The sequence below is a fragment of the Novosphingobium profundi genome (genome assembly GCF_020524485.1).
Lineage (GTDB): Bacteria > Pseudomonadota > Alphaproteobacteria > Sphingomonadales > Sphingomonadaceae > Novosphingobium > Novosphingobium profundi_A.
Window position 1 is genome coordinate 763,074 of record NZ_JAIVLF010000003.1, and the last position, 21,847, is coordinate 784,920.

General features: G+C 62.2%; 20 protein-coding genes. 5 read left to right on the forward strand and 15 right to left on the reverse strand.

Translation table 11 applies throughout. From position 1 onward, the window contains the following. Nucleotides 1–45: 45 nt before the first annotated feature. From LC060_RS09735 to LC060_RS09750, 4 genes are all read right to left on the reverse strand, one after another. On the reverse strand, nt 46–1,119 hold the full coding sequence (locus tag LC060_RS09735) for an LLM class flavin-dependent oxidoreductase (RefSeq protein WP_226634982.1): 1,074 nt from the start codon (nt 1,117–1,119) through the stop codon (nt 46–48). A 37-nt stretch (nt 1,120–1,156) separates the two neighbouring features. Then, on the reverse strand, nt 1,157–2,188 hold the full coding sequence (locus tag LC060_RS09740; RefSeq protein WP_226634991.1) for an alpha/beta fold hydrolase: 1,032 nt from the start codon (nt 2,186–2,188) through the stop codon (nt 1,157–1,159). After that, nucleotides 2,185–3,219, reverse strand: coding sequence for an alpha/beta fold hydrolase (locus LC060_RS09745; protein ID WP_226634993.1), 1,035 nt, complete (start codon nt 3,217–3,219; stop codon nt 2,185–2,187). The genes LC060_RS09740 and LC060_RS09745 overlap by 4 nt, the downstream gene beginning before the upstream one ends. Nucleotides 3,220–3,381: 162 nt before the next feature. Continuing rightward, nucleotides 3,382–4,320, reverse strand: a complete 939-nt coding sequence (locus LC060_RS09750) for a LysR family transcriptional regulator (protein WP_226634995.1) — start codon at nt 4,318–4,320, stop codon at nt 3,382–3,384. A 201-nt stretch (nt 4,321–4,521) separates the two neighbouring features. Between LC060_RS09750 and LC060_RS09755 the strand changes: the two genes are divergently transcribed. From LC060_RS09755 to LC060_RS09775, 5 genes are all read left to right on the forward strand, one after another. Beyond that, nucleotides 4,522–5,886: an MFS transporter gene (locus LC060_RS09755; protein WP_226634997.1), complete on the forward strand. Its 1,365-nt coding sequence runs from the start codon at nt 4,522–4,524 to the stop codon at nt 5,884–5,886. Next, complete coding sequence (locus LC060_RS09760; protein WP_226634998.1) at nt 5,883–6,956, forward strand: LLM class flavin-dependent oxidoreductase; 1,074 nt, start codon at nt 5,883–5,885, stop codon at nt 6,954–6,956. Before LC060_RS09755 ends, LC060_RS09760 begins: the two co-directional genes overlap by 4 nt. A 42-nt stretch (nt 6,957–6,998) precedes the next feature. After that, complete coding sequence (locus tag LC060_RS09765; RefSeq protein WP_226635000.1) at nt 6,999–9,413, forward strand: TonB-dependent receptor; 2,415 nt, start codon at nt 6,999–7,001, stop codon at nt 9,411–9,413. A gap of 162 nt (nt 9,414–9,575) precedes the next feature. Then, nucleotides 9,576–10,952, forward strand: a complete 1,377-nt coding sequence (locus LC060_RS09770; protein ID WP_226635002.1) for an MFS transporter — start codon at nt 9,576–9,578, stop codon at nt 10,950–10,952. A 72-nt stretch (nt 10,953–11,024) separates the two neighbouring features. Next, nucleotides 11,025–11,681, forward strand: coding sequence for a hypothetical protein (locus tag LC060_RS09775; protein WP_226635004.1), 657 nt, complete (start codon nt 11,025–11,027; stop codon nt 11,679–11,681). Between the two features lie 356 nt (nt 11,682–12,037). On the opposite strand, the gene LC060_RS09780 is transcribed toward LC060_RS09775, so the two are convergent. The 11 genes from LC060_RS09780 to LC060_RS09830 are packed head-to-tail and all read right to left on the reverse strand — an operon-like array spanning nt 12,038 to nt 21,844. Then, on the reverse strand, nt 12,038–13,003 hold the full coding sequence (locus LC060_RS09780) for a fumarylacetoacetate hydrolase family protein (protein ID WP_226635012.1): 966 nt from the start codon (nt 13,001–13,003) through the stop codon (nt 12,038–12,040). A 32-nt stretch (nt 13,004–13,035) separates the two neighbouring features. Further along, the gene (locus LC060_RS09785) at nt 13,036–13,806 is read right to left on the reverse strand and encodes an SDR family NAD(P)-dependent oxidoreductase (protein ID WP_226635301.1); all 771 of its coding nucleotides are present in this window, start codon (nt 13,804–13,806) and stop codon (nt 13,036–13,038) included. Further along, nucleotides 13,784–14,674 (reverse strand): NAD-dependent epimerase/dehydratase family protein, encoded by an 891-nt coding sequence (locus LC060_RS09790; protein WP_226635014.1) that lies wholly within the window; start codon nt 14,672–14,674, stop codon nt 13,784–13,786. Before LC060_RS09790 ends, LC060_RS09785 begins: the two co-directional genes overlap by 23 nt. A 3-nt stretch (nt 14,675–14,677) precedes the next feature. Continuing rightward, nucleotides 14,678–15,286 (reverse strand): cupin domain-containing protein, encoded by a 609-nt coding sequence (locus LC060_RS09795; protein ID WP_226635016.1) that lies wholly within the window; start codon nt 15,284–15,286, stop codon nt 14,678–14,680. Further along, a complete protein-coding gene (locus LC060_RS09800; protein WP_226635018.1) occupies nt 15,279–15,965 on the reverse strand; it encodes a glutathione S-transferase family protein in 687 nt (228 codons plus the stop codon). Before LC060_RS09800 ends, LC060_RS09795 begins: the two co-directional genes overlap by 8 nt. A gap of 1 nt (nt 15,966) precedes the next feature. Next, the gene (locus LC060_RS09805; RefSeq protein ID WP_226635020.1) at nt 15,967–17,166 is read right to left on the reverse strand and encodes a cytochrome P450; all 1,200 of its coding nucleotides are present in this window, start codon (nt 17,164–17,166) and stop codon (nt 15,967–15,969) included. Nucleotides 17,167–17,176: 10 nt separating this feature from the next. Then, on the reverse strand, nt 17,177–17,638 hold the full coding sequence (locus tag LC060_RS09810) for a hypothetical protein (RefSeq protein WP_226635022.1): 462 nt from the start codon (nt 17,636–17,638) through the stop codon (nt 17,177–17,179). Continuing rightward, nucleotides 17,635–18,792, reverse strand: a complete 1,158-nt coding sequence (locus LC060_RS09815) for an alpha/beta hydrolase family protein (RefSeq protein ID WP_226635023.1) — start codon at nt 18,790–18,792, stop codon at nt 17,635–17,637. Before LC060_RS09815 ends, LC060_RS09810 begins: the two co-directional genes overlap by 4 nt. A gap of 3 nt (nt 18,793–18,795) precedes the next feature. Next, nucleotides 18,796–19,707 carry a VOC family protein gene (locus LC060_RS09820; RefSeq protein ID WP_226635025.1) on the reverse strand — a complete coding sequence of 304 codons (912 nt, stop codon included), beginning with the start codon at nt 19,705–19,707 and terminating at the stop codon, nt 18,796–18,798. Between the two features lie 13 nt (nt 19,708–19,720). Continuing rightward, the gene (locus tag LC060_RS09825) at nt 19,721–20,839 is read right to left on the reverse strand and encodes an FAD-dependent oxidoreductase (RefSeq protein WP_226635027.1); all 1,119 of its coding nucleotides are present in this window, start codon (nt 20,837–20,839) and stop codon (nt 19,721–19,723) included. 3 nt (nt 20,840–20,842) lie between these two features. After that, nucleotides 20,843–21,844, reverse strand: a complete 1,002-nt coding sequence (locus tag LC060_RS09830; protein ID WP_226635029.1) for an MBL fold metallo-hydrolase — start codon at nt 21,842–21,844, stop codon at nt 20,843–20,845. Nucleotides 21,845–21,847 lie beyond the last annotated feature (3 nt).

Genomic DNA, 21,847 nt, shown 5'->3' on the forward strand with positions numbered 1-21,847 from the left:
ATTTCCATCCATTCCGATTGTATGGGGCAAGGACCGGGTGCAGCTTCAGGCGGCGCAGCGCGTGCGCGTACGGTCCATCAGTTCGGCGCCGAAAAGGCGGGCATCGGCGATGGCGTCGTAGCCGCTGATGATGAATTTGGAGAAACCCAGTTCGTGGTATTCAGCCAGCGCTTCGGCAACTTGGTCATGGCTGCCAACCAGGCATCCCAGCGCAGGACGCCCGGTCGGGACACGGGTAATCCCTGCCCAGAGCCGACCGGCCAGGGCATCGCGGGTGCACTCATCCTTGGCGCGCGCGATGGTGGTCGTCCGGGTTTCGCCGGGCAAGGCTGCAAAGCGGCCGTTGTCGACGACTTCGGCGATCAGTTGATCCTGCATGGCGTGCGCGCGCTCCCAGGCCTGGGCCTCGGTATCCGCGCATAGGACCCTGAGCGAGGTGAGCAGCTCCATCGATCGCCCCTGCCGCTTTGCGCGTTCGCGCACGTCCTGGGCCGGTGCGCGCAGGGCCTGAGCCGCGAAGCCGGGAAAGGCGTAGACGTCCGCCACGCGCGATCCGTAGTCGAGCGAAGCCTCGGAGCTGCCGCCCCAGAAGATCGGTATCGTGCCGCCACTTTCAGGCCGGACGTCCGGGCGCACGTGGGCAAAGCCGTTCTCGATGGTGTAGAACTCGCCCGCGTGATCAAACGGGGCCGGGCTCGTCCAGGCCTTGCGCATCACTTCGACGTATTCATGGCTGCGCCGGTAGCGTTGCTCCTTGGTCGTGTAGTCGCCGTCCGCTTTCACTTCCTCATCATCGCCTCCGGTGATGATGTGAACGGCGCAGCGCCCATTGCTCATGCGATCGAGCATCGCAAACATGCGCGCGGCCATCGTCGGGGCAATGAAGCCGGGGCGATGCGCGAGCATGAAGCCCAGCTTCGAGGTCGCCGCGGCGGCCCAGGTGGCGATGGGCAGGCTGTCGGGCCGGTGCGCGGAATTGGCGATGAGCACGCGGGCGAACCCGGCCTCTTCATGCGCCCGCGCGCAGTCTTCCACGAATTGCGTATCGACGTCCTCGTAGGGAGTCGGGCGAATTTCGGAATAGTCGTTCCAATGCAGGATGCCGAAGAATTCGATCATGGAGTGTCCGTTTCGTGGATCGTTGCGAGGTGGTGCCTCAACGCTCGGCGGGCTCGGGCGCACGGGGCGTGACCGGGGTGACGTCGGCCAGAAAGGCGTCGATCAGGTGCCCGAAGCGTTCAGGCACTTCCAGCGGGGGATAGTGCCCGACATCGCGAAGAAGCAGCGTGGAAACAGGCGCGTTCTCCAGGGCGGCGGCAAGCTCACGTGCGGCGGATACCGGCAGCACCGGGTCGCGCGTGCCCCAGATCAGGAGGACCGGAACCTGGATCGCAGCAAGGGCCTGCGTGGTCGCCGGGGCATCGTCGAGCGCTTCGACGATCGCAAGCCGGTCAGGGAAAGGCGGGCGACGGTTCATGTCGTAGTATTCATCGACGATGGCATCGGGCGCACGCTCGGGTTCGCCGGTGTAGAAATCGAAATAGGCACGCCAGTAGGAGCGGGGACGGAAAATTTTGCTCTTGCGGCCCGTGGCAGGCGTGGAGCGCGCCAGTTCGCGGGCCAGCGCGGCGCTCAGCTTCATGCCCTTGCCGTCGGCGCGCCCGATGGGCGTGTTCGAAAGGACCAGCCTGTCCACCGTGTCCGGATTGCGGGCGGCGAAATAGAAGGAAATCGCGCCCCCGCTCGAAACGCCCACCAGGTTGGCGTGCGACACGTTCAGGTGCTCGAGCAGGGCTTCAAGAACCAGGACGGGGTAGAGTGGCCGGTTGTACAGCGCTTCGGGCGGCGGGCTGGAAAGGCCCATGCCGGGCACGTCCCAGGCGATGACGCGGTAGTGCCGGCTCAGCGTGTCGATTATGCCCGCGTACGTGCGCAGCGAGGAACTCGACCCGTGCGACAGAACCAGCACGGGGCCTTCGCCGACATCGATGTAGTGCACCTGCGTGCCCAGCAGCGTGGCGTAGCGTGTGCGCGGCATGGCGTACTTCTCGCGCAACTGCGTGAGGGCCATTGTCGGCGCGTCGGATGCGGGCTCTGTCGCGGCGCGTGCAGGCACACTGCAAGCGAGGCCGGGCAGGAGAAGGGACAGGGCCACGGCCAGGAAGCCGCGCAAAGCATGATTGGTCACGTGCAGGTCTCCCGTGTGCCGACAGGTGGTGAACCGCCCGCCAGGCGGCGTTCGGGAGCTTCCAGGAACCAGTCGATGTCACGTCCGGCGCGAGGGGCTTCGCGCGGCAGGAAGTGGCCCGCGCCCGGATACCCGATCAGCAGCGGTGCATTCGGCGATACCGTGGTGGCGACCTTGCAGCCGATGGAAAGCGGCAGCATGGTTCCCGCATCGCCCCACATCACCAGCGTGGGGACGGTGACCGATGCAAGCTGCTCGGCGGTCGATTTCGATTTGTTCCCGTATTCCTTGGCCTCGAAACGCAGCGCATGGGTGAAGGTCTCCAGGTCGCGCTCGTTGCCGGGCTTGCGGTGCATGTCGTAGCTTTCCTGGACGAATTCGTCCGTCAGCACCGCCCGGTTGGCAATCAGCCGGTCGAACAGGTAGCGGTAGAACGCCTTGGGCCGGTAGATCGGCTTGAACACGTTGCTTTCCAGGAAGCGGAATGTGGCCGATGTCTTGGGGCGCATGTCCGGGGGCAGCGGGACGAGCGGAGCATTGGCCAGGATCAGGGCGCGGACCTGATCGGGGTGGGCCAACGAATAGCGCATCGCGATGGCGCTGCCCGTGGAAATGCCGCCCATCGCGTATGGGCCAAGCTTCTCGCGTTCCACCAGCCGTTCGATCAGCTGCTCAACCCGCTGCGGGCTGTAACGCCCCGAAGGATCCGGACCGGACAGGCCGTAGGGCGGCATATCGATGCGGATGACCCGGTGGTGGCGGGCGAGATCGCGCGTCCAGTCGTCCCAGATGCGCAGCGACTGGTAGTGGCCATGGACAAGCAGCACGACAGGGCCCGTGCCCCTGTCGTCGATGTGCAGTTGGACGCCGTCCAGCGTGACATAGCGCGAATGGGGCGTTTCATACCGGGCACGCAGGTCCTCGAGCGGAATGGCAAAGACGCCCAGGCGCGCAGACACGGCAAACGCGGCACCGACAAGGACGAGCAGGAGCACGATAGCTCCCGCACCTCGCAAGAGGGCTTTCAGCATGGCGTCGCCGCGCTTTTGGCCGCCCTTTTGGCCGCCCTTTTGGCCGCGCTCTTTGCCGAGATTGTCTTCGCCGCACTTGCGCAGCGGCGTTGTCGTGTCGAAATCATGCGCGCAGTATGATCGGCAAGGGAGCCGCGCGCCCAATCGAAATGAGCGCCGCTGCTATGCGGCGAACGCATGGCTGGGAAAATCGGCCGCCGGTTGAGGCGCGCTCTCGGCAAAGACCTTGCGCAGATGCGCGGTCACGACCCGCAGGGCTCCACTCATCTGGGTGCGGCGCCGGGTGATGAGGCACAGCTGCGTGCCCACCTCAGGGACGTCGCATTCGATGGCCCGCAAGGTGCCGTTTGCAAGGTCGTCGATCAGTTCGTTGCGATTCATCAGGCCGATAAGGTCCGCCTCCAAGAGAAACTTGCGCAACATCGTGGGAGAGGAACTGCGCACGCGGATGTTGTGCTCCTCCTCGACCAGGCCCAGCAGCCGTCGATAGAAGGCCTCGGCGTTGGGTTGGTGGAAGATGGCCCAGGGAAGGCTTGCCAAGGTGCGGGCCGAGATGCGCTCCCGGCGATGCACGGGATGCTGAGAGCGTGCCACCAGGATCATCGCGATGTCCGCGATCGGGCGGAAATCGAGGTCGCCGGTATCCAGGTCGGACCGGCGCGCTTCGATCAGGGCATCCAGTTCGCCACGGCGCAGCTTTGCGAACTGGATATCGGGCACATCGTACTCGATCGAAAGGGTGATGTTCTGCTCGGAGACCGCCAGACCGGCAAAGGCGGCGGCCAGTCGCTCATCCGATGCGGTCGAGCCGATCCCGATGCGCACGTGGCCCAGTCCTCCGGCGCGCATGGCGCCCACATCGTCCAGCGCCTGTTCCATGCCATGCACGATCGAGCGGGCATGGTCGGCCAGAAGCTGTCCGTAACGCGTGGGGCGTACGCCGCGATGACCGCGCTCGAACAGTTCGACCCCGAGAGTGTCTTCCAGTGTCTTGATGCTGCGCGACAAGGTGGGCTGGGTGATGTTTTGCGCGCTGGAGGCCAACGTCATCGAACCGGTGTCGACGGCGGCAAGGAAATGTCTGAGCTGGCGTAACTGCATGCTTCTCCTCCAGTCATTCATTGTTTGCATGGAAGAGGGCGTTGTTTCGATTATTCGAGCCAGTCGGCCCACGATAGTCTCCGCCTGTCAGACAGCGAATGCGGGTATTTTCCTGCGCAAGTCCAGCTTGCTCCTGCTCTGACAGCGCATCGCATTCGATATCTCCCCCCCCCCCCCCCGCACGAATAGAGAGGGCATGTCTTGGTTCCAGAACCACCTGTCGCGCGTAGCCAGCAGATAGGATGGGCCGTCGGATCGGCCGGGAGCACGACGATCCTCTACGTGCTCAACGTCATCCTGATGTACTACATGGTCACCGCGCTCGGTCTCGATCCGGTCGTGGCCGGGGGCTTCATGCTCGCCGGGCGGGTCTACGATGCGGTCATCGATCTGCTGGTCGGCCATGGCAGCGACGCGACCCGCAGCCGCTGGGGGCGCCGCCGTCCCTGGATGGCCGCAGGGGCCGTGCTCAGCGCAGCAGGCATGGCGATGCTGTTCTCAGGTGTCTACGGACCCGGGCCGGCGGGCAACACCTATCTGGTCTGTGGCCTGCTCCTGACGTTTACCGGGTACTCCACCTTCTCCATTCCGGCCTCGGCGATGCCCGCCGAGATCACACGCAGCGCCGAGGTGCGCACCAGCCTGATGGCCTGGCGCACGTTCTTCATCCAGCTGGCTTCGCTGGCCGGTGGCGCCCTGGCTCCGGCGATGATTGCCTGGGGCGGAAGTTCCCTGGGGGCCTTCGCGATCATGGGGTATACCATGGCAGCGTTTGTCTTCGTGACGATGGCGACCTCCGTCATCGCGGTGGGAGGGCTTCCCGAAGGCGACCTGACGCGCGAGCCGTCCCAGCCCGGGCTTCGCCATGCCCTTTCAGGGTTCGGGCAGCTTTTCGCCAACCGGCCCTTCCTCGTGCTGCTTTGCGTCAAGTTCTGCGGGTTCATCGGATCGGCCGCGATCGGTGCGACCGGCCTCTTCTTCATGCGCGATATCCTCGGACGGGGCGAGGTCGGCATGGCGCAGTTCGCGCTCGCGAGCGGTATCCTGGGCACTTTAAGTGTGCCGCTCTGGCGCTGGCTCGCACGGGGGGCCAGCAAGCCGGTGATCTGCGCCGCAGCGCTGGGACTGTCGTGCGCGACAAGCGCCAGCTGGCTGCTGGCCAGTGCGCAGGAGCACGACCTGGTGTTCCTCGCGCGCAGCGCGATGGCCGGTTTCGCGACCACGGGAAGCCTCCTGATGACGCTTTCGATGCTGCCCGACACCATTGCCCACGGGGTGGTGCGCAGCGGCCAGCGCAAGGAGGGTTTCTACTCCGCATTCTTCGAATTCTTCCAGAAGGCCGCCTTTGCCATTGCGCCGTTTCTGGTTGGCTATCTCCTGCAGGCGAACGGTTATCGTTCCGGCCCTGGCGCCGTGCAGGACGCTGCCGCCCTCGAGGCAGTGCGCCTGTCCATGGCTTTGATCCCGGCCGTGGCACAAGCACTCGGCATCGTCCTGATCCTGCTTTTTTATAGACTCCCGGACTCTGGCCAGAGCGTGTCCGGCAACGAGGCTCTGCCCGCATGACCATCGAGATTATCGGAACCTTCAACCACCGTGATTCCTCGGAGACGCGGCCGCGTTCGATGGGCGAGATCGAACCTGATTTCATCGCCCGGCTCGCGCAGGGGATGGAAGAGGCGGGCTTCGATCGGGTGCTGATCGCGCAGGCGGCGAGCTGGCCCGACGGGATCGTCTTTGCCACGCATCTGGCCGGGCTGACCCGGCGTCTCAAGTTCATGATCGCGCATCGCCCCGGCTTCATCGCACCGACCATGGCCGCGCGCATGTTCGCAACGCTCGACCGATTGAGCGGGGGGCGGGTGGGTGTCCATATCATTTCGGCACCCAACGATGTCGAGACCCAGGCCGACGGGGATTTCCTGACACGCGATCGGCGTCACGAACGCAGCGCGGAATATATTCCCTTGCTGCGCCGGACCTGGAGCGGGGAGCGTTTCGATCATGACGGCGAACATTTTCGTCTGCGCGGTGCCCAGTCGCTGGTGACCCCGCAGGGGGGCGCTTCGCTGCCGATCTTCTTTGGCGGTCAGTCCGAAAAGGCACTGCAGGTCGCCGGGGCGCATGCCGATGTCTACGCGATGGGCATTGACCGGCGCGATGCCGTTGCGGCGCTGATCGATCAGGTGCGCGCCGTTGCCCGGGCCACGCCCGGGCGCACCGAGGCGCCCGATTTCTGCCTGTCGACGCGGATCATCCTGGGGCGCACGGAGGCCGAAGCGTGGGACAAGGCGCACGCCATCCTGACGGACGTGGTGGCAGGGGTCGAGAAGACCCGCCGGGAAGGCACCGATGTGGGGGCTCTGGGCAAGAATGTCCTCGCCGAGGAGCGGGCCCGCGATGGGGACGTGCTCGATGATCGGCTCTGGGTGGGTATCGCCCGCGCCACCGATTTCCAGAAAGCGGCAAGTGCCCTTGTGGGCACGCCCGACACGATCGCCCAGGCGCTCGAGCGCTACCACGAAATGGGCGTCAATCGCTTTCTCTTGAGTGGCTTCGATCCGCTCGAGGACAACGCGCAAATGGGGGAGCATCTCTTCCCGCGTCTGCGCCAGTTCGATCGCTGTCCGTCCTAGGGGGGCGCACACGAATTCAAGAATAAAACATGGGGAAGAAGCGTGACTACAAAGTTCAGGGAAAAAGCATTCAAGTTCGGTCTGGGCGGCAGCCTCGTGGCTCTGGCCCTTGCGGTGCCGCACCTCGCGCAGGCGCAGGGCGCGGACACCGCCCCTCCTGCGCCCGAGAGCGCGACGGCCGACAAGGGCGCGGACAATGCCATCGTCGTGACCGCCCGTCGCCGCGAGGAAAGCCTGCTGGAGACGCCCGTCACGCTGAGCGTGATGACCGATGAGAATCTGGCGAAGTTGAACGTCGACGACGTGCTGGACCTACAGGCCTTCACGCCTGGCCTCTTTGCCCAGCAGACGGCATCGGGCCGCACCGACCGCAGCCGCACGGTGCTCTACATCCGCAATATCAAGGACACGCTCAATCCGACCGTATCGGTCTTCCTGGACGGTGCGCCTGTCAATGCCGACCTGCTCAACAACCTGGGCAGCGACGTAGCCCGCATCGAAGTGCTCAAGGGGCCGCAAAGCGCTGCGTTCGGCCGTCAGTCCTTTGCCGGCGCGATGAACATCGTCACCAGCGATCCGGGCAATGACCTTCATTTCAGTTTCGATGGCAGAGCCGGGGCCTACGATCTCGTCGACGTGCGCGGCAGCATCGAGACACCGATCATCAAGGACGTGATGGCGCTGCGTGTGACGGCCCGTCGCTACAGCTATGGCGGGCAGTACACCAACAGCTTCGATGGCAGCGCGCTGGGCGAGCAGAGCACGCGCTCGATCAACGGTACGCTCGTCATCACGCCGGCCTCCAATTTCAAGGTCAAGGCCTTCGGCATGCTGCTCGAGGATAAGGACGGACCCGGCTCGGGTGCATTCGCGAGCCAGCAGCCCAGCAATCTGTTCAACTGCAATGCAGGCGGTTCGGCAGATGGTTCGAACAATTGGTTCTGTGGCAAGATCCCGCTCATCAAGGCTGCCGACATCGGCCAGAATCCGGCGACCCCTGCCTTTGGCGACCAGGTCGTGAACAACTCGCTGGGGGTGATCGATCCCATCTTTACCCCGTTCACCACGCTTCCGGGCATGGAGCGGCGCGAATACGTCACCAACCTGATCGTCGACTGGACCGTGCCGGGCACGGATATCACGTTGTCCTCGCTCACCGGCTACAACAGGACCCGTAACCAGGTGAACCAGGACCTTGATGGGCGCGACACCAGCATGCTGCCCAACACAACCACGCCTGCCATCCCCGGCTTCGTGGGTGACCCGTACATCAACTATCCCGACATGGTGATGGGCAGCGACGAGAACTTCAGCCAGGAGTTCCGCGCGACCTCCGGCTCCAATCAGCCGCTGCGCTGGATGATCGGTGTCAACTACTTCAAGCTGAGCAACCGCAGCTATGTGGCGGGCATGTTCCCGAACCTGGTCGTCCCCTTCACCGATGGTTCGCTCAACACGCTGGTCGACAAGAGCGTGTTCGGCTCGCTCTCCTACGATGTGACCGACGAGCTGACGCTCAACCTCGAGGGACGCTACATCCAGGAAGAGCTGACCACCTACTTCCGTGATCCCAAGACGATCCGCGATCGTGGCAAGTACAACCGCTTCGTGCCGCGCGTCTCGCTGCAGTACCAGTTCGATCCCGACATGATGGCCTATGCGACCTATTCCAAGGGCATGAACAAGGGCGGCTTCAACCTTTCGGTGCTCCCGCTCACCGACGCGCAGCGCGCCTATCTGGCCGAGCAGGTGGACGTCACCAACATCTACAAGCCGGCCTCGCTCGACAACTACGAAGTGGGCTTCAAGGGGACGCTGTTCAACGCCCTGACGCTCAGCGCCGCGGTGTTCTATGCCAAGTGGAAGGACCAGGCGATCAGCAACTCGCTGCAGGTCCCCAATTCGGTGGAAGGTGCCAGCGATATCGGCGTGTCGGTCACCCAGAACACCGGCCGCTCCACCGTCAAGGGCGCCGAGATCGAGGGCAACCTGCGTGCAAGCGACAACCTGACGTTCGACTTCAACGCCGGATACAGTAAGGTCACGCTGGACACGGATATCCCCTGCGCATCGTGCGTCGCGATTTCGGGCAACGACACCGTCTATGCCGGAGCAATCAATCCGGCAGGCCCCGTCTTCTCCAGTAACGTGGGTGCCGAATACGGCTTTGCAGTGAGCGATGAATACCGCTGGTTCGTGCGCGCCGACTACGCCCATCGCAGCCGGGTCTATCTGACTTACGAGAATCTCGCCTGGATCGGAGATCAGGACACGGTGAATCTGCGCACCGGGCTGACTAGCGAGAACATCTCCTTGCAGCTCTACGTCAACAACGTGTTCGACAATCGCACGTACGGCGCGGCGCAGGCCACCACCAGTCTGCTTGGAGGCAATGGTGTCGCCCTGTCGATGCCGACAAAGCGCGAAGGTGGCGTTCGCCTGCGCTTCGGCTTCTGAACGCAAGGTGGGGCTTTGTTGCCTCGCTGACACTCCAGGACCTGCATTTGGAGGTATTCCTCGGCTTTCGAGGGGCACGGCCACATGCAGGTCCTCACGTGCCGGGGGCCAGCCTGTTGCGGCGGAGCACCGGCCCTCCCGCGCATTTGGAAATACCGCGTTATGACAACTTCACGTCATGTGACCCAATTGGCAACGCTGCCACTCGTCGCCTATAGCGCGATGACGCTGGGGCCCTCGATCTTCCAGTTAGTCATTAACGTCATGCTTCCACAGCTCTATGCCAAGGAGTTGGGGCTGGCTTTCGCCAAACTGGGGATCGCGCTTCTGGCGATCCGCATCATCGATTCCGTCCTGGACCAGATTGCCGGCATTCTGTCGGACTGGACGCGTCACAAGCTGGGCTCGCGCAAGGTCTGGATCGCGCTGGGCATGGCCTTGATGCTGGGGGCCTGCTTCAAGCTCTTCATCCCCCCCCTCGATGTCGACATCTTCTATTTCGTAGCCTGGCGGGTGGTCTACGATATCGGCTGGACGCTATTCCACGTGAGCTACACCGCCTGGGGGGCGGAACTTAGCACCAACTACGAGGACCGCTCACGCATTGCGGGCTATTCGGGGATCGCAACGAATCTGGGGGTCGTGCTCAAAAGCGTGGCGCCGATCGTCCTGTTCTGGGCAGGGCTTACGCAAAGTTCGGCGTTCACCATGGAATCGTTCACCTACCTCTACTGGATCGCGCTGCCCGTCATTTCGCTGATCACGCTTGTTACGGTCCTCAAGACCCCGCCCGGCCCCGAGGTCTCGCGCAAGTCGACCGACCTGAAGGGACTGTTGCGCTCGGTCCGCTGCAATCCCCCTTTCTGGATCTACATCACCAGCTTCCTGGTCACGGCCCTGGGCCAAGGCATCACGGGACTGCTGTTCACGTTCTATGACAGCTACCTCCAGCTGGGGCCGTTCTATCCCTACCTCATGACCGGCTTCGGGGTGATCACGGTGCTGTCGATCCCGTTGTGGATACGCATTTCGAACCGGGTCGGGAAGCACCGGGCCTATGCGGCTTCGGCGTTCATCGCAGCCTTGTCGCTGCAGGCGTTCTGGCTGATCGATCCAGCCCAGCTTTCGCAGGTCCAGGTCGCCATATATGGCGGCGTCGTGCTGCTGCTGGTGTCCTTCTCGACCTCCTGCGCCTTCGTTGCTCCGGCTGCTATCCTTGCAGATGTCGTCGACTACGCCACCTGGCGCACGGGGGTGGCGCGCGCGGGCTCCTATTTTGCCTTCTATTCGCTGGTGACGAAGATCGCCATGGCCCTCGGCAATGGGTTCGGTTTCCTGCTTCTGGGCGCCTTTGGTTATGAAGTCGGGGCAGAAGCGGTGAACGATGCATCGGCCACCTTCGGCCTGATGTTCACGGTCTTGTTGCTTCCCGGTGTGTTGATGATAGCGGGCGGCCTCATCATTCTTCGCTTTCCGCTGACCGTGCGTCGACATGCCATTCTTCAGCGCCGGATCGCCCGGCTTCAGGCGGCGATGTAGCCGCGAAGCCGAGCGAGCATTTTTCCGCCGGACATTTTTCTCACGTTCTTATTCAGGGGCAACCAAACAATCATGATCGACATGCATCGTGTGGTCGTATTCTTTCACATCCTGCTTTTCGTATATTGGCTCGGCGCCGACCTCGGGGTGCTTCTTAACGGCGTTATCGGTAACAGGGGGCGTATTTCGGATTCTGGCCGTGCGGCCCTGCGCGAAGCGGCCGATTGGGTCGACATGGGGCCCCGAACCTGCATGGTGCTGATGGTCGCGGTGGGCCTGACACTGGCACGCGCTTGGGGCTTTCCGCTCAGCGCTGGCAAACTGGCAGGCGTCTGGATACTCGATCTGGTCTGGCTGGGGCTGGTCTGGGGGCTATTCCTGCGACGCGGCACGCCGCTGGCCAAGAAACTGTTCTGGGCCGACCTTGCCCTGCGCGGGATCGTCACCGTGCTGTTCCTGGGCCTTGGCATCTCGAGCTTCCTGTTCGGTTCGCCCGTGGAGCTGGGCTGGCTCGCGGCCAAGCTTGTGCTGTTCGGTACACTTGTCCTGCTGGGGGTCATTATCCGCATCCTGATCCTGAGTGGAGCACTTGCTCCGCCCAAGGCGGGAAGGGCCGCCGATGGCAGCTATATCCCGCGCCCCTTCTGGGATCCGCTGCGCATTACGGTTCTGACGATTTGGGCACTGGTGGCTGTCATGGCGTTTCTGGGGACAGTGAAGCCGTTCTGAGATCGCATCTGGGGGGAGGCATGAAATCGCCGTCCGGGATGGAGCCACTGCCGGTGTGTCACACTTGCTTCGCTTAGCCCAGGAACTTCTCGAAGAACGGGGTGACCTTTTCCCGCGCCTGGCCGACAGGCTCGGCCTGATCGTAGATGGCGTAGCGGCTGCCTTGGCATGACGCGCGGTAGATGCACGTTTATCCTTTCGAAACAACAAGTCGTTTTCGTCCCTTGGCGGGTGCGAAAATCTCGCTCTCTGCGATCCTAAAGGCGCCCGATGGACTTTCGACCGATGTGGCCATTTCTTCGGCTTTTCGAGGTTCAGAATCGGAAAGCGCATGCCTGCAATTCCGACAAGCATGATCAGGCGGCAATCACCTTCTGGACGATCGCGCCAAACGGCGACCGGCCTCGCACTGTGCGCGCTTCCATGTGCAGGCTATCGCCAAAGCTCATGAAGCCGGTCTTTGCCCCGCCCTCGGAAATCATTTCGATGGCCCGCCGTTCGGAAATGCAACTCGACCCCACTTCGGTATAATTGGCATTCGATACGGTACCGGAACCGATGACCGTTGCTGCCACCAGATCCCGCGATCGCGCTGCATGGGCAATCAGCTCGCCAAAACCGAACAGCATGGGCTCTCCATTGGCGCGGCCGAACGGCCTGCCATTCCAGTCGATATGGAGGTCGAGACAGACGCGGCCATCGCGCCAGTCATCGCCAAGCTCGTCGGGCGTGATGGCAAAGGGCGCCATCGAGCAGGCTGGCTTGGCCTGCACCCAGCCAAAGCCGGTCTTCATCTCGACCGGCGCGATGGCCCGCAAAGACCAATCGTTGATCTGCACCAGCAGCTTGATGTGATCGAGCGCGTCTGACGGCCCGGTACCCATCGGCACGCGATCGACGATCACGCCGAACTCGCCTTCGAAATCGATCCCGTCGGCTTCGCTTGGCAAACGGACGTCTTCGGTGGGTCCGATGAAGCGGTCCGACATGCCCTGGTACATCAGCGGCCTGTCGGTATCGACCGGGTCCAATCCAAAAGCGATCTGCATCAATTCCGCATGCGTGCCATAGACCGATCCATCCAGCCATTGCCAGCTGCGCGGCATCGGCGCTCGCATCTTCGCAAGATCAAGGACCTCGCCCTCGCCCGCGGCCAGTCTTGAAGATAATTGCTCAAGGATCCGCGATGCCCGTGACCAATCCTCAATCGCGGTCAACAGATCAGCCGGCCAATCAGGCGCGCCAAGGTATCGCATCCCGTCCTGCGAGACCACCACCAGTCGCCCGTCAGGGGTTCCGTTATCGATAGTTGCCAAACGCATTCTTTGCCTGCCTTCCACATAAATCCTGTGCGTCAGTTTCCATCCGACACCAGCGTCCCACCATCGACGACAAGCGTTTGCCCGGTAATGAAGCTTGATGCATCGCTTGCAAGGAACAGGGCTGTTGCGGCGATCTCCTCTGGCCGTCCTGTCCGGCGCAGCGCCGTTTGCCCAAGCCGCTTCCGGGACGCTTGCTCATCTGTCAGAATGGCGTCCGCCCAGCTGGTACTGATCAGGCCTGGCGCGATGACATTGGCCCTGATGCCTGACGGGCCCCATTCGACGGCAAGATTGCGGGCAAGCTGCGATACCCCCGCTTTCGTGATCCCATATCCGCCGATCGCCTTATTCCCGCGCAATCCGGCAATACTGGACATCAGGACGATGCTACCCGCGCCGCGCTCGGCCATTGTCGGGGCAATCAGGCCGGACAGGATCAGCGGATGCTCAAGGTTGACCGCAAGAAGCCGGCGCCATTGATCATCGAGCATTTCATGCATGGGCCCCGGTTTTCCGGCGATCCCTGCATTGCACACCAAAACGTCGAGTTGTCCTACCCACCGTACCATTTCCACCAGCGCGGCCCGATCGGCAAGATCAACGGTTCTCGCCTGCGCTCCGATCGAATCGGCAAGCTCCAGACAGGCATCGCCATCGACATCGGCAAGCAGCAATTCGGCTCCTGCAGTGGCGAACAAACGTGCGGTAGCCTGCCCTATCCCGCGCGCCGCGCCGGTAACAAGCGCCCGTTTCCCGTCCAGCCGGAAAGGCGACAATGGGTCATTGGCCACGGCGCACCGCATCGACCAGTTCGGCGAGCTTTTCGGCCGGTGCAAAGCCCAGTCCTGTCGCCTTTGCGCAGTTCATGGATGGCAAAGAGCCAAAGAGGCGACGCAATGCGGCCTGTTCCTCGTATCGAATGCGGGATGCATCGCCGTGGACCGCCAGCGCTGCCACCAGCGCGTCCATCCTAACTTGTGTCGCCGGAAGCAGTAACGGACCGCCTACCGAGAATTCGCCAAGCATGGCATGCGCGAGATGGCTGGCGCATGCCGAGGATGAGGCAATCCAGCTGATCGCGTCAGGGCCGACCGGCAGGACATATTCCTGCCGATTCAATACCGCATGAAAGATGTCGCTCAGAAACGCAGAACCGAAACCTGCCGCCAATTGGGGACGCGCGACAATGCCGGAAAGGCGAACTGCGACCCCTTCCAGCTTCTTGCGCCGGACTGCATCGGCAAAGGCTAGTTCGGCCATGCGCTTATGCGTTCCATAGACGGACGCGGGCCGTGCGGGGGTGTCTTCGTCGACCTGTGCAGGCAGGTCGCCCGCATAGACAGCGATCGAACTGGTGAGGATCAGGCGCTTGCCTTCAAGCCGTTCGATCAGGTCCAGCGACATGTCCAGATTGATCGATCGCGACAACACCGGATCGGCTTCCGCAGCGGCGCCTGGCAGCGCCGCAAGGTGGCAGATGACCTTCGCCTGATCGAGCAGGGCGAATGCCTCCTGCTCCGTCGCCAGATTGGCACTCTCGCAGGTAAATCCATCGATCCGGAACGGTTCCCGGTCGATCAGCAGGGTATCGCCCGCCAAGCCAAGCTCGGCCAGTCGGGCGGCCAGTGCCCGACCGACCAATCCACCGGCGCCGATGACAGCGAACCGCATGAATCAGGCCTGCAGTTCCGGGCTATATTTCCCGTCGATCAGGATAAACGCGATGCGGCAGTTCTTATCCGACCGGTTGGCCCAGCCATGATTGGTACCCTGCTGGATAACGATATCGCCAGCCTTTGCGACGCATTCGCCGACATCCAGAAGAAGCGTGATTTCGCCTTCCAGTACGATGCCATAGTCGATGGTTTCGGTCCGGTGCATGAACGCATGGCGCGATGTGGCCCCACTGTGCGAGGACGCATCGCCTGCGCCGATCGCGGCAAAATGTTCGCGCGCCTCTTCCGGCGTCAGATTTTCCAGACGCCCGTCTTCAGGCGGAATATCAAGGACGCGGATGCGCGTGCCGTTCTTCGGCGGCGCAAGCTGAATGCCGTCTTCCGGCGGTTCCGATCCGTCCGGCCGAATCTGTGCAGGCGTCTCGGTCGTATTCCAGACCTCATAGAACCAGGGCCCGAACTCCTCTCCGATCTTGGCAACGCGCGGCGGCGGAGCGGCTTCGAGCAGGACGGCCTCGCCCTTTTCGTTATGCCCCGTCACGATGCGACGAAAGGGTGCAGTCTTCACCGAATTCTCCTCTTGGATGTCATTTTCGATATCAGTCATTGTTTACCCCCGGCACGGCAAGGCCGCGCTCGCGCAACTCGGCCTGCGCAGCGGCTTCGCGCGCAAGGGCGTGTTGCACGGCCGGTCGATCGTGAAGGCGCCGATAATGCGCTGCAATTGCGGGAAAGGGCGACGGGTCGAACCCCGCTCCGGTTATCCGGAACCAGGCCCAGCCGAGATAGGAATCGAGAACCGACCAGTCCGCGCCCAGCAGCCAGTCGCTATTGCCAAGTCGATCTTCCCTGATCGCCAGCAGGAATTTCAACCTCTCCGTGGCCGATGCCCGCAACTCGTCCTGGGCTTGCGGTGTTGCGGCAAACAGAAACGGCACTGCCATCCTGCTGACCGCCGGATGAAGGTCCGAAGCGCACTGCCCCAATTGCGAGATCATCGCGGCTTCTGCAGCAGGGGAAGTCATCGCAGGCAGCAGGTTCGCGGAAGGATATTTGCGTGCCAGATACCACAGGATGGCCGAGTTCTGCGTAATCACACCATCCGCCGTTTCCAGTGTCGGCACGGCCCCGGCGGGGTTGAGCGCCAGATATTCAGGGCTACGATGGTCGCCCGCCATGAACGAGACAAGCGAGGTTTCGAACGGCTCGCCGGTTTCTTCGAGCGCCGTCAGCGTGACCCGTGCGCAGGTTCCTGGCGCGAAATACAGCTTGAGGGTGTCGGACACGCTATCGGGCCCCCGTTGGCACGACTTCGACAGGCAGGCTTTCCAAGGCATGGAGCGTGTTGTTAAGGCGGCGAACAGGTGGTCCGGCAAGCCTGATGGACTCCACCCGTTCTGCCAGCGCCGTTGCGATCAGTTCCCCTTCCAGACGGGCAACCATTTGCCCGAGGCACTGGTGGATGCCAAAGCCGAAGCCGACATGCCCGCTGGCATTGCGGTCGAGATCGAAGCTTTCAGGGTGTTCCCATTTGGTCGGGTCGCGATTGGCCGCGGCAAGGAAAAGCAACACTTTCTCACCTGCTGGCAGAGCTGTTCCGCCGATTTCGACTTCTCTCGCGGTGGTGCGGAAGAAGGTCTGGACTGTCGAATCCCAACGCAGGCTTTCTTCGAATGCCTTGATCGCCAGATTTCTGTTTGCGCGCAGCTTCGCGAATTCCGACGGAAATTCTGCCAGGGCAAGCACAAGGTGCGCGATGCCATTGACCGTGGTGTCAACGCCTGCGCTGAGGAACGAGCGGACCAGCCTTTCCGCCTCGTCCTGCGAGCAATCGCCGCGGTCCGCGGCCTCGTAAACCTGCATGCCCCAACCGTCGGGTTTCAGATTTTCCCGTTTGCACGCTTGCGTGACCCAGGAAATGGCTGCCTCCTTGCCGCGATTGCCCTCTTCGAAAACCTCGTTTCGGGGACCGAAGGCATTGAAAACGATGGTCGCATAATCGAGCAGATGTTCGCGCCCCTCTTCCATCAGTCCGATCGTGTCGGGGAAAATCGCCATGGGGAAGACCTCCGCCAGATCCTTGACGGCATCGAACCGGCGGCGCTCTACCAGGGCATCGACCAGTTCCTCGGCCTTTGCCTGCCAAGATGAACGGAATTCCTTGAGTGTCCTGATCGAGACGATCCTGTTCATCAGGGAACGCGTGCGATCGTGCAATGGCGGGTCGACTTCCAACAGCAGGGACGGCGGGCGGAAGGGCGTCTCCTTCGAAAAGTCGGCCAGACCTACACCGCGGGACGAACAGAATGTCGCATGATCCCGCAGCGCCTGTTGAACCTCTTCGTAACGGGCCATTCCATAGGCACCGACAGCTTCCAGCCATACGACGGGACCGGCATCCCTGATGCTGGCATGATGGGCATAGGGATCGGCCAGAAATGCGGCGTCGAACGGATCAAGGTCGAGGCTGCAGGCGTGTTTGTTCATCTTCTTTCCCTCACCTCAACATTGCGCGCAGGGATGCGCGGGTCGCCATTGCGCCAAGTACGCCGCCGACAATCATCTTGATTGCCAGCGCCGGAATCGCGGCGAGCGCTTCTAATCCCGTCACCCAGAAAAAGATTGTAGCCAAGCCGGCCAATAACGCCGCTCCGACCAGCGCCCGCGCTATGCTTGCGAACAGGACCGACAGATTACATGGCATCTCCCGGGTAGCGTCGAGCCTCCCTGACAGGACTGCCTTGTGAGTCAGGAAGGAGGACACAAGGCTCGCGAAGAAAGTGATCGCGAAGCCCTGCGGAAGAAAGTCGAATACGAAATTGCCGACGCTCCAGATGTCGACGGGCGTTTCGAAGCCGAATATTGCCCAAAAGAACCCCAGGCTGATCAGGGAGCTGATCACGCCGCTGGTCAGGCATTCCCTCCTGATATGACGCGACAGATTTGTCTTTTCCCTCACTTCGTATGGCCGCCCAGCGTTTCGGCGAACCAGTCGGCGATAAAGTCGTTGCCGAAGGACATATTGTCCGCGCCGACATGTTCCACGCCGCCTTCGCGGGGCGTGAAGATCTTGAGTTCGCGCTGAGGGGAATTGATGAGCTGGTCATAAGTCTGATGGGCATATTCAACGCTGATCTGACGGTCTTGCGCCCCATGGGTTACAAGGAAGGGCACCTTGATCCGTTCGAGATGGCCGTTGAGGTTCATGTTCTGCGACTTCGCAAGGAAATCCTCGTGGCCATCGGCCCCGAACACCCAATAGACATGGCCCCAATAATGCGGGACCGGATTTTCGCCCTCGCGCGCCATGCGCTTGTCCTGCACTTCACGCCAGTTGTGATTGGCCCCCCAAGCAGCACCGCTGGCAAAGCGCGGTTCATAGGCAACGGCACGGGGCGCGTAATGGCCGCCCAGCGAAATGCCAGTCATGCCAAGGCGGTTCTTGTCCACTTGCGGTTGCTGCTCTAGCCAGTCCACCCATTTGCTGGCCCAGCGTTCGGAATAGGGCGTCGCCGGCAAGCCGCGCAGGCGCAAGGCTTCGCCCGTACCGGGCTGGTCAACGCACAAGGTGTGAATGCCGCGCTTGGCCAATGCCTGCGCGAAGCCGCCCAGCCAGAGCATTTCCTTCATGGAATCTAGGCCGTTGCAATAGACCACCGTTGGCGCAGGGCCGTCGACCGGTGCGCGATGGAACAGGCCTGCGATCGGCTTGCCCTCATAGTCGATCTCGACCCGCTCGACAGGATCCTTCGCGAGACTTGTGCCTCGCTGGAAGCAGTCCAGCGCCTTGGCATAGGTTTCCTCGCGCCCTGCCGATCCGTGCGCCTGCATTCGCTCTCCGGTCAGGAAATAGATGCAGGCCCGTTTCAGTTTCTCGCCAGCGGAAAAGGCGCGGTCCCTCTCAAGATCCTCCTCGGCAAGCGACATGAGCTTGTTGCCCATGGCGACCCATTCGCGCATGAATTCGGCCGTGCCGGCATCCTCGCCAGCCTCGGCCTTTGCCAGCAGCGGATCGACGATATCCATGATCTCGCCAATACGCCCCCCGTTCTCAAGGGCGATCGCGACCGACAGGTTCCAGACGTAATTCGGGAAAGGCTGAAACAATGTCATCGGTCAAACCTTGGCCGGCTGGAAAAGGCGCGGATCGGGCTCAGGCTTGGGCATGGTCTGCGGACCGCCGATCCCCACACCCCACTGATCCATCACTTGCGGAGCGGGTTCGTGGATTTTTTCCCGATGGTTTTCGAAATCCACTTCTTCCAGATCCGCCGTGTATTCGACCGCGAAGCCGCCGGGCGTACAGAAATAGCTGAAGGTGTTGTTGCCCGCGGTGTGCCGCCCGGGCCCCCAGCGGATGTCCGTACCGCGCTTCTTGAGGCGGCCAACCCCGCGCATCATGTCGTCAACCGACAACATGTCATAAGCGACATGGTTCAGGCACGGCGGTCCGGGCAGGATAGCGATGCGGTGATGCGCCGAATTGCAGCGGAGAAAGCACATGAAGTCGCCCAGCCAGTCGCTGATGCGAAAGCCCAGAACTTCGGTAAAGAACTTCACTGCGGCCTGATGATTGGGCGAGTGCAGCACGATGTGGCTGATCTTGACGGGTATGCCTTCCCAGCGTTCCAGTTCGCGCTTTTCAAGACGTTCGACATCCGCGGAAATCTCGAACGGCAGACCGTCAGGCGAGAAGAAGCGGAAACCATACCCGCCACCCGGTGCGTCCAGGTCCATGGGTTCGTGGATGATCCTGCACCCGGCCTTGCCGACCTTGCCGACCTTGCCGTGCAGATCGTCGACATCGGCCTTGCTGTCAGTGGCAAGGCCGATCACCTCTACCGAATTTACATCGGACTCGTGCAGGCGCACGACATGATGCTCGTCATGCCCCTGTGTCTTGAACCACGCCAGGCCGTCTTCGGCGGCCACTTCGGTGAGGCCCCAGTCCTCGGTATAGAATTTGCGTTCGGCATCGAATGCCTGAACGCCATAGCCGACATAGCGGATTTCAGTCACACGGCTCATCAGAATTCTCCGGTCAAATCGGCTGCGAAACCATCTCGAACATGGCGGCGGTTGCCTCGGCATTGTCGATCAGCGGGCCCTGGCCAAGCTGACCGCGGCAAATGGCCAGCGAATGGTCGACGATATAGGCGCAGCGTTCGTACCGCCGATCGCGGTATGCCTTGAACGCTGCCTTCGGCGTGTCATGACGCGCAATTTCTTCGGCCAGCACGATGCTGTCCTCGATCGCCATGCCCGCGCCCTGCCCCAGATGCGGCGTGGTGGCATGGACCGCATCGCCCAGCAGTACCACGCGCCCCACATGCCAGTCTCCGCGCAGCATCATCGCGTCCATCGGGCGATAAACGACTTCGTCATTGTCGGTAATCTGGGTTGCCAGTTCGCGAATTTGCGGTGCCGTGTGCCCGATGACTTTCGCTTGCATGCTCTGCGCCAGCGTATCGTGCCGATAGCGCGGCTTGCCCGGTTCGGGCGTCGTCACATACATGTACATCAGATCAGCATTGATCGGCACCAGACCAGCACCGATTGGACCGTTATAGGCATGCAGCGCATCAAGATCCGCAGGCCGCGGAAAATTGTACCGCCATACCGCCTGTCCGGTGAATTCCGGCTTTTCGGCATCGGGCATGATCATGTCGCGGGTCTGTGAATACACGCCGTCCGCACCGATCACGATATCGAAGACATCCTCGCTCCCGTCCGAGAATACGACGCGGACGTCCTCGCCCCGGTCCTCGATTATGGTGGCGGTGATACCAAGGCGCACTTCCGCGCCATCGGCCATGGTTCGGTCGCCCAGGATCTTGTGCAGCGCCGGCCTGCCAATGCCCAAGCTTGCCGGGTATGCGTCCATCAGCCGCGGAATCGGAACCGTCGCGACCAGTTCGCCATCCGGTTGGTGCACAGCCACCTTGTCGAACGGCACGCCGGCAGCCACGTAGTCCTCGCCCAAACCAAGTTGCGCCATGGCGCGGATCACGTTGGACTGCTGGATGATCCCGACGCCATAGACCGACCAGTCGGGATCCTTATCGATAACGGTAACGCGATGTCCATCGCGGCGCAGTGCAATGGCCGAGGTCAACCCGCCAATGCCGCCGCCAATAATAAGGATCTTCAGATTTTCCATCGCTCAGTAAGCATCCATGTCTTCGGCGATTACGGCGGGCCCGGCATAATATTCCGCAATTTCCGCCAGATAGTTCAGGCGGCCCGGATCGTCCCGTTCGCGGCCCATGAAATGCGTGATGACCACGGCCCCTGCATCGGCAGCGGCGGCCATGCGGCCAACATCAGCGGGCAGCAGATGATGGTCTCGCAGATGCTTTTCCATATTGCTCAAGACTTGTTCCGGCACGTTGTGCTGGGTCCGCCGCATGGCCGCGACGGTGTTTTCGACATCCATCATCTCCGCGACCAGAAGATCGACCCCCTGCGCGAGCGTGTTGACGTTCTCGCTGGGGCCCGTGTCGCCGGTATAGAGTATCGACCTGCCCGGAAGATCGAAGCGGTAGGATAAGGCTTCGAATTGCTTGGCAAGGTCGCTTCCGGGTTCGAAGCTATAGTGCGTGTTGCTGCGCACCCTCACGCGTATCCCACCGACGTGGAGATCCGCACCATCGCGAATCTCAATGACTTCCACCGTGTCGCGCGGATCGACCCGCACCGCACCAGGGATGCCATATCCTGCCGTTGTGCCAGGGATCATCGACGCAACAATGCCGTCGACCGTCGCCTTTGTTCCGGGCGGGCCCCAGATGCGCAGGGGTTGCGTGGCGTTGGTTTGCCAGCGCAGGCCCAGCAGCCCGCTCAGACCTGCAATGTGATCGAAGTGCAGGTGGCTGATGAAAACCCCGTCGACTTCCGCCGTCATCAGGCCGGCCTTGGCGAGTTGACCTGAGACGCCGTCACCGGCGTCGACAAGATAATTGTCGCCTTCGATGCGCAGGAGATTGGCCGGTTGCGACCGGACCTGGCTGGGAACCGGACCGGCGCTGGTTCCAAGTGTAATCCAACGCCCTTGCTCTGGAATTACCTCAGTAGTGCCCGGCTCGTCCGCAATTTGTGCTACGCACGGCGACGATAACGAAGTAAAAGCTGCGAGAGCCGCAAAGATCGGTAATTTGATGTGCATCTC

Bases quoted from the DNA above. Each gene is read 5' to 3' on its own strand.
- LC060_RS09795 (WP_226635016.1), bottom strand. From the start codon at position 15,286: ATGACTGATATCGAAAATGACATCCAAGAGGAGAATTCGGTGAAGACT.
- LC060_RS09820 (WP_226635025.1), bottom strand. From the start codon at position 19,707: ATGAGCCGTGTGACTGAAATCCGCTATGTCGGCTATGGCGTTCAGGCA.
- LC060_RS09785 (WP_226635301.1), bottom strand. From the start codon at position 13,806: ATGCGGTGCGCCGTGGCCAATGACCCATTGTCGCCTTTCCGGCTGGAC.
- LC060_RS09815 (WP_226635023.1), bottom strand. From the start codon at position 18,792: ATGACATTGTTTCAGCCTTTCCCGAATTACGTCTGGAACCTGTCGGTC.
- LC060_RS09745 (WP_226634993.1), bottom strand. From the start codon at position 3,219: ATGCTGAAAGCCCTCTTGCGAGGTGCGGGAGCTATCGTGCTCCTGCTC.
- LC060_RS09735 (WP_226634982.1), bottom strand. From the start codon at position 1,119: ATGATCGAATTCTTCGGCATCCTGCATTGGAACGACTATTCCGAAATT.
- LC060_RS09760 (WP_226634998.1), top strand. From the start codon at position 5,883: ATGACCATCGAGATTATCGGAACCTTCAACCACCGTGATTCCTCGGAG.
- LC060_RS09830 (WP_226635029.1), bottom strand. From the start codon at position 21,844: ATGCACATCAAATTACCGATCTTTGCGGCTCTCGCAGCTTTTACTTCG.
- LC060_RS09750 (WP_226634995.1), bottom strand. From the start codon at position 4,320: ATGCAGTTACGCCAGCTCAGACATTTCCTTGCCGCCGTCGACACCGGT.
- LC060_RS09780 (WP_226635012.1), bottom strand. From the start codon at position 13,003: ATGCGTTTGGCAACTATCGATAACGGAACCCCTGACGGGCGACTGGTG.
- LC060_RS09825 (WP_226635027.1), bottom strand. From the start codon at position 20,839: ATGGAAAATCTGAAGATCCTTATTATTGGCGGCGGCATTGGCGGGTTG.
- LC060_RS09805 (WP_226635020.1), bottom strand. From the start codon at position 17,166: ATGAACAAACACGCCTGCAGCCTCGACCTTGATCCGTTCGACGCCGCA.
- LC060_RS09770 (WP_226635002.1), top strand. From the start codon at position 9,576: ATGACAACTTCACGTCATGTGACCCAATTGGCAACGCTGCCACTCGTC.
- LC060_RS09790 (WP_226635014.1), bottom strand. From the start codon at position 14,674: ATGCGGTTCGCTGTCATCGGCGCCGGTGGATTGGTCGGTCGGGCACTG.
- LC060_RS09775 (WP_226635004.1), top strand. From the start codon at position 11,025: ATGATCGACATGCATCGTGTGGTCGTATTCTTTCACATCCTGCTTTTC.